General features: G+C 61.3%; 6 protein-coding genes. All 6 read right to left on the bottom strand.

The genetic code is table 11. The annotated features are described in order from the left end of the window. Positions 1 to 38 precede the first annotated feature (38 nt). A complete protein-coding gene (locus G7B69_RS16525; protein WP_207786057.1) occupies positions 39 to 815 on the bottom strand; it encodes a thermonuclease family protein in 777 nt (258 codons plus the stop codon). A 59-nt stretch (positions 816 to 874) separates the two neighbouring features. Continuing rightward, positions 875 to 1,474, bottom strand: coding sequence for an SOS response-associated peptidase (locus G7B69_RS16520; RefSeq protein WP_166181259.1), 600 nt, complete (start codon positions 1,472 to 1,474; stop codon positions 875 to 877). A 202-nt stretch (positions 1,475 to 1,676) separates the two neighbouring features. Further along, positions 1,677 to 2,228, bottom strand: a complete 552-nt coding sequence (locus G7B69_RS16515) for a PEPxxWA-CTERM sorting domain-containing protein (protein ID WP_166181257.1) — start codon at positions 2,226 to 2,228, stop codon at positions 1,677 to 1,679. A gap of 1,069 nt (positions 2,229 to 3,297) precedes the next feature. Further along, the gene (gene yidC / locus G7B69_RS16510; RefSeq protein ID WP_166181261.1) at positions 3,298 to 5,058 is read right to left on the bottom strand and encodes a membrane protein insertase YidC; all 1,761 of its coding nucleotides are present in this window, start codon (positions 5,056 to 5,058) and stop codon (positions 3,298 to 3,300) included. 184 nt (positions 5,059 to 5,242) lie between these two features. After that, complete coding sequence (locus tag G7B69_RS16505; protein WP_166181256.1) at positions 5,243 to 5,704, bottom strand: hypothetical protein; 462 nt, start codon at positions 5,702 to 5,704, stop codon at positions 5,243 to 5,245. A gap of 398 nt (positions 5,705 to 6,102) precedes the next feature. Beyond that, the gene (locus G7B69_RS16500) at positions 6,103 to 6,705 is read right to left on the bottom strand and encodes a hypothetical protein (RefSeq protein WP_166181254.1); all 603 of its coding nucleotides are present in this window, start codon (positions 6,703 to 6,705) and stop codon (positions 6,103 to 6,105) included. Positions 6,706 to 6,893: the final 188 nt, after the last annotated feature.

Genomic DNA, 6,893 nt, shown 5'->3' with positions numbered 1-6,893 from the left:
GTAGTGGTTGGCGCAAGCCCAGAGCTCCCAATTGGAGATCACCAATGCGCTTTGGACCGGCGGTAGCCCGCCGATTGCGCTTGCGCCTCGGAGCAGAACATCTCTTCGGCGCGAGTCTGATCGTAGTAGGGCATTCCGGGTAAGTGATAGATCCACTCACCGCGCCGGTTGCGGTTCCCCTTGATCGTGCAGCCGCTGGTGTTCGTCGGCGCCGCTATCCTCGTCGGTGTCCTCGCCGCTCGCGTGGTCCCGGCTTGACGCTCCTCGGCGCGGAAGTCCGCTGGCACCTGGAAGTTCGACGACCAAAGGCCAAGCTTGCCGGCTCGAGCGCGGGTCTCATCGGCCGAATAAGCCTCGCTGTAGCGGCGGAAGGCGGTCGCCCAGCCATCAGCGACCATCATCTGGTTCAGGTCGACGCCCGCGACCGTGCAGATCGCAAGGAGACGGCCGTATTGATCGACCTCATTGCCGTTGCAGACGACCTTATCGCCACCGACCAGGCTCCGCAGGCGATCTGCCGAGGCCAGACCACAAGCCCACGCTTGTCCCGCTCGATCGCACGTTTGCGATGCTTCGGGCGCGTCGATTCCGAACAACCGAATGCGTTGGCCGGCGACCTCGAGACTATCACCGTCAACGACGGTCGCGGTGCCAGACAAGGTCTTGGCCCCGGCTGGCGACCCCAGCAGGACACATGCCAAGATCAGGATAAGTCTCATAGTCGAAGTTTCCGCGACCTCTTGCCGACACTGACTAGCTAAGCGATGGCAGCTCAACTGCTGGGACCATTTGTAGACCTGCTTCGTCTCCGCCACCTTAACGATTTCCCCACACCATGCCCATGCTTCGGATAGGCGCGGCTGATGAGAGACTACTAGCGGCGAACCCAGGGGTTTGCCGTGCGCTCCACGGCCATCACATCAGGGTAGGGACGGCAAAGCAGCCCCGCGGCGTCTGGCGGACCATCCAACCAATCATTCCAGTCGTCGTGTCGCAAGATGACCGGCATGCGGTCATGCACCCCGGCCACATGCTGGCAAGCCTCGGTCATCACCATGGTGTAAGCCGGGCCCCATTCCGGCGTGTCGCGCCACAGGCCGGCGACGGCGAACACATCTTGGTCGGGCAGGGTGAACCAGGTGCGCGTCTTGGCGCCTTTCTCGCCCTCTGCTTCGGCGAAGGCGGTGACCGGGATCAGGCAGCGCCGCTCGGCGAAGCTGTAGCGCCACATGAAGCCGTCGAGCTTATCGGCGCGGGCATTGTTGATCGGTTTCGGCTTGAGCGGTTGTCCGTTCTTGCCCTTTAGCACCAGCGGGAAGCCCCAGACCATGCTGCGCAGCTCGCCATTCGCGACCACGAGCCCGGTGTAGCCGGGGTAGACTTCGGTGGCGAAGTTGCCGGTGCTGCCCAGCTTTGCGTTGAACAGGTTGGCGACCTCCGCGGTCGCCTTGGTCATGCGGTCGAGGTTGCACATTCGTCGAGGCTTGCCGCGGGCCTCGGTAGAGTCAACTAGGCGGCGATTCGGACCCCGAATAAGCTGCCCTCGGTCCTGATTTGATCGGCTAACGTTCGGTGCAAAGCAGAACCACTTCCGCTTAGACCCGCGACTTTGTATCCTACACGAACCAATGTGCGATTAGTTTGACAGTACCGCTGCGAGCTCTCCAGCACGCCTCCTAATAAGCATGGCGGTAGATCGCTTTTGAGCGCACGCGCGTGCGCCCTCGCAATGCACCCGCCAGCGTAAAGAACCCCAGCAAGAGCATTGCCCAGGTGGCAGGCTCAGGCACTGGCGCGGGAAGAGTTTGATAAATTGAAAAGCTAGAGGTTTGGCCGTTCACCACCCGCCACGGACCATCGCCTATGCCCAGCGGAGAGACGAAGTAGTTTAGCGAAAGTCCCTCATAGCTTCCATTGCCAACGTAGCGAGCAGTTCCAGAAATACCTTCTCTGGGGCCGGCATCGAACGCGTCGAATGTGAAGTAAACTCCATCATCCGAGCTTCCGGGTACCCAGGACCAGTTAGTGTGCTGGACATAATCGGACGTTGCTGTCTCGCAGAAGATTTGCCCCGCGCAAGAGGTCGGCCAAGTGTCGGGATTCTGGCCGTAAAAGATCATCTCGGTCGATGGCACGTATCCATCGACGGAAAAAATGACTTGAGTAGCCGCGCTCGCGGGCTGAACCCAAAGCGCAGCAAAGGCCGCGACCGCATAAGCTGCACGCATTACGCTCTCCCCGTTCGGCTCATGACACCATGACGTCGCGAGTCGAGTCTAATGAAAACTGAGAGTTAGAGTGCGGCGAGCGCTGGGTCAGGTCGGTTACGCGTAGTATCCAGCCTTAAGGATTTGCGGATAGGTCGGCTTCGGGAGCGCCGGGCGAACTCCAGACCGTCTCGTGCCCGGCACTCCTACCCTCTACAGCGCCAGCACCGTTCGGATCACCCACCACGCGAACAGCACCACCAGCAAGGCACTCGCGTGAAGGCCAAGCTCGGCCGAAGTTCGTCCGCACCCCACTTCTGGAGCTTATTCCCTGGAGGACCCAGGAGGTGGCCATTCGTCATAGCGGCAGGCGCAACTGTCTTTCTCTGTACACTCCGCCAAAGGTGTTGGTTCTGACAGCTCGGTCGGGATACGACCGCCTTCGAGAAGTCGGGCCTCCTCACACGGCACGCCTCTCGTGCTGCCAGGGACGAACACAACCGTTTCAACGCCGGCCTCAGCTAATGTGTCGAGCGAGTTCGCCTGTGCTCCTTCTAAAGCCGACTCGCTGTCAGCGTTCTTGCGAAACCACCATCTCATATGCCGCTGATAGCACGGCGTGGCTTTAAGATGAGGGCAGAACGTGCAATTCTGGTCGGCTCGAGAGTGCCATCCGGACTAGCCCCGGCAACCTCACTCAACTCCGTCACCCATTTTGGAAGCAGCGTCCGCTTTCCACCCTTAACTGTCGTTCCTTCGTCACTTCCGTCAACCCAATAGCGGACGGTCCGGGTTTGGAGCGGCGACGAGGCTGCCTGAATGTCTGCTTTGGGTGGTTTGCCGTCCGGCGGCTTCGGGACCGAACAGGTGGCAAGCTGACCTACTGAGCAGCGATCAGGCCAAGAGCAAACTCATCGCCCTGAGAGCTGACATGGGCGCATCGTTGCTTACGTGCCCCGCAAGAACGCGATGATTTCGGGGCAACGATCTGCTCGTGCGACATCATGGCTTCGTCGGTTGCAGCGAAAACTGTCAGTATCGCAGGGAAGCAGGACGTCCGCTCCGCGGGACTTCGCCTTGTCGAGGTTTATCATGGAGGTGCCGTTCGGTCTGGTGACTCCCGCCGCCGTTCGAACTTGGAATACTTCGAAGATAGATAGGACTGCTGAGTCAGTGTGAGCATGTTGGAGGCGATCCAGTAGAGCAGAAACCCAGCGGGCCACGAGGAGATCGCGAACATCATCACCCACGGCATGAGCGACATGATCTGCTGCTGCGTGGGGTCCATTGCGCTGGGATTGATGCGGATGGTCGCCCACATCGTTAGGCCATAGACCAGCCCCAGAACGCCGAGGCCGAGAATGGTCGGCGGCGTGAAGTGCAGCAGGCCGAACAAGTTGACGATATGGGACGGATCGGGCGCTGAAAGGTCGTCGATCCACAGCAGAAACGGCTTGTGGCGCATCTCAACCGACAGCTGCAGAGTCTTGTAGAGCGCGAAGAACACCGGAATCTGGATGAAGATCGGCAGGCAGCCGGTGAGCGGGTTGACCTTCTCCTCCTTGTAGAGCTTGGCCATCTCCTGCGAGAGCTGCTGCTTGTCGTCCTTGTAGCGTTCCTGCAGCGCCTTCATCTTCGGCTGCACCGCGCGCATCTGCGCCATGCTGGCGAACTGTTTCTGCGCCACCGGGAACATCAGGCCGCGGATGACGAACGTCAGCAGGATGATCGCCAGGCCGAAGTTGCCGACGAGCTGGTAGAGGTGCTTCAGAAGCCAGAAGATCGGCACCTCGAACCAGCGGAACCAACCCCAGTCGATCGCCAGGCCGAACTTGGCGACGCCCGCATCCTCATAGGAATCGAGCACTTCGCTTTCTTTCGCTCCGGCGAACAGCCGCGTGGTGCGGCTAAGCGCCTTGCCCGCGGGCACGGTGACCGGATCGTAGATCAGGTCGGCGCGGTAGTGCTCGGAATCGACCGCGCGGAAGTCAGCCTTGGCGGCGGCCTTGTCCTGCGGAACGAGCGCCGAAAGCCAGTAGATATCGGTGAAGCCGACCCAGTTCGGCGCGCCGGCCGGAGTGACCTCGCCGGCCTTGGCGACGTCGTCGTAGTTGTTCGAGAAGTCGACCGCCCCGGCGAACGCGCCGATCGGCCCCGAATGGACGGTCCAGGTGTCCTGGCTCGCCGTGCGGCTGGTGCGGTTGATGAAGGCGTACGGCTGCGCCAGCACCGGCGCAGCCGACGTGTTGGCCATCGTCTGCTCGGCGGTGATCATGTACTGATCGTCGATCGTGAACCGGATCGTGAAGAGCTGGCCCTGGCCGTTGTCCCAGGTCAGCGTGACCGGCTTGCCCGGCGCCAGCGGCCCGCCGCTCGCCTGCCACACGGTGTTGGCATCCGGTACTTTGACGCCCTGGCCGACCCAGCCGAACTGGGCGAACTGCTGCGCCGGCGTTCCGGCGGGCGAGAACAGCCGCACCGGGCCGGAATTCTTCGCCACGGTCTCGCGGTGGCTCTTGAGCTCGACGTCGTCGATCCGCGCGCCGACCGGGTTGATCGACCCGACCACCTCCGGCGCATCGATCTTCACCCGGCCCGGCGCCGTGAGATCGGCGGCGAGATCCTTCTGCTCGAGCGCCAGATCCTGCGCGTCCTGCAGCCCGCCTTCGCGGGTGCGCTTGATCTTGGCCGGGGCTTCGTCGGTAAGCCGCTCGACGGCGACGACGGTGCGGCGAGGTGCGTCGGTCGCCACTTCGGCCACCGGATACATGCGGTCGACTACGAACTCCCAGCCGAACAGCAGGGCGATACTCAATACTGCGGCGAGCATAAGGTTGCGTGGATTGTCCAACGTGCGATCCTCGACTTCGATCAACTCGCAGGCGCGTCAGAGCACGAGACCCTTGCCGCAAACGGCTGGCCACGCATTGGCTGCGGGAAAGCACGAGCCATCCGCGACAGCTTGCGCCTAATGATCGGGTGATTTGTTAAAGCCTACCGATTGTGGGAGGCGTTCCGGTTCAAAACGAAGCCGCTCAGGCGGCGATCGTAAGCACGGGATCGGGATCGTCGTCGTTATGGATCAAGTTAGCGCGCGCCCGCTTGCGGACAGCGCCTTTGCCGAATGTGCTAGCGGACACATCCAGCTCCCGGACGTGCCAGAACGAGAGCTTTGCCTGACGCGTCCGAAGCGCCACGTTACCTCGGGAAACAGCCACGAGGACCGACGATACTGCAAGAGCATGGAGGTAGGGCGTAACGTCCAAGGCGTGGGCGAAGAACAGCTCTGCCGATCCGAGCATCACGACCATTTCGCCCGCTGCGACGAGCATAATCAGAACGATGGTGAAGTAGATGAGATCCACCCGCTGCCTGGTCGCAAGCCAAGCCAGCGGTTTCTCGATCAGTTGCTCATTCAACAGACGCGAGAACGGGATCTTCGGGCAAAGCCGCATCACCAGTGCAAGGCTCAGAACCACTCCTGAAAGTCCCAGCATCGGCCTCATCTCCCATACGCAGCTTAGCGGGGCAGGTTCATCCACGACGGAGGACGCATGCCGCAGCACTGCGGGTTTGGCAGTCCGTGTGCCGACAACATAACATCCACCCATCTTTCCGCAACGTCAGTCTCTGCAAGCTTCAACGGAGTTGCGATTGCGTGAATCAGGCGTCTCGAGTTCGACCCCCGGCGATGAGTAAAAGACGACATTGCCCTGGGCGACACGCAGGGCCAGGCACTTGCCGATTTTCGACGCGCGAGATCTTCTGAGCAGACGTTCCGTTCTTAGGCTGGAGGCACTTCATCGGGGATAGCCGAGATGGGTCGTTAGCGGACCGTCCGCTTTGAAGGTCCTCTTTTCCGCAGCGAATGACCGACATGGGTGGAAACCGGACGTCATCGCCGGCTTCGAGACAGTCGCGCCGTGATCTCCTGCGTAAGTTCGGGATCGCCTTGATTGCGTATTAAGGCTGCTCGTGCTTCCGGCTTCTTGGATCGTATCAGATTGCTCACGAGGAATATGCGGCTAGTGCCGATTGAGCGATCAGACAGCAGATCAATCAACGTCGGCAAGTCCCGTGGCTGTGCTATGTCCGAGATTGCCACCATCACGCCCTCGGTTGCGGCCTTTTCGAGCCTCTTCGACTTGATCAATTTAACAAGCGTATCCCAGACGATCGGCCGCGCGGACTTGCGGCCGAACGCGCGACCAATCCACTCGCGGAGCCACGACGGGGTGTCAGGCCGCATTAAATGATCGAGCAGGACGGGATAAATCCGCTCGCCGGGGTCCGGCATTTCCAACAGGCGAGAAGGCCGGTCCACAGCCACACCGACCGCTGCCAAATCGTCCAAAAGCGGCCGCATTTCCTCGGCCCGCTTCTCGACGCTCTTGGCATGTGCCGCATCCTTCGCCCGGCGCATGGCCTGATACTCCGGATCAGCCGCTAGCTGTTCAAGATGCTCTTGCGCCGAAATTCGACCGCGTCTGACCGCCATGCTGGCAATGTGACCGGCTTATCCAGTGACCGCAATGGGTCGTGTGCGGCTGGTCCGCTCAGGGTGGTTAGCGGACGGAACATCGAGGCTAGTCGGTGAGCCGGGCGGGCAGAGTTGCAAGGGAGGCCGCTTCAATGCAAACTGGCGAACTGATCGTAAAGCGGAGGCAGGGCCTTGCTGATCGAACG

Origin of the sequence: Croceibacterium segetis (genome assembly GCF_011320115.1) — a bacterium.
GTDB classification, from domain to species: Bacteria; Pseudomonadota; Alphaproteobacteria; order Sphingomonadales; family Sphingomonadaceae; genus Croceibacterium_B; species Croceibacterium_B segetis.
The sequence above is the reverse complement of the archived record's forward strand: the minus strand, read 5'-3'. Positions and strand labels throughout refer to the sequence as shown.

Coding starts and splice junctions, on each gene's coding strand:
- G7B69_RS16520 (WP_166181259.1), bottom strand. CDS start 1,474: ATGTGCAACCTCGACCGCATGACCAAGGCGACCGCGGAGGTCGCCAAC.
- G7B69_RS16515 (WP_166181257.1), bottom strand. CDS start 2,228: ATGCGTGCAGCTTATGCGGTCGCGGCCTTTGCTGCGCTTTGGGTTCAG.
- G7B69_RS16505 (WP_166181256.1), bottom strand. CDS start 5,704: ATGCTGGGACTTTCAGGAGTGGTTCTGAGCCTTGCACTGGTGATGCGG.
- G7B69_RS16500 (WP_166181254.1), bottom strand. CDS start 6,705: ATGGCGGTCAGACGCGGTCGAATTTCGGCGCAAGAGCATCTTGAACAG.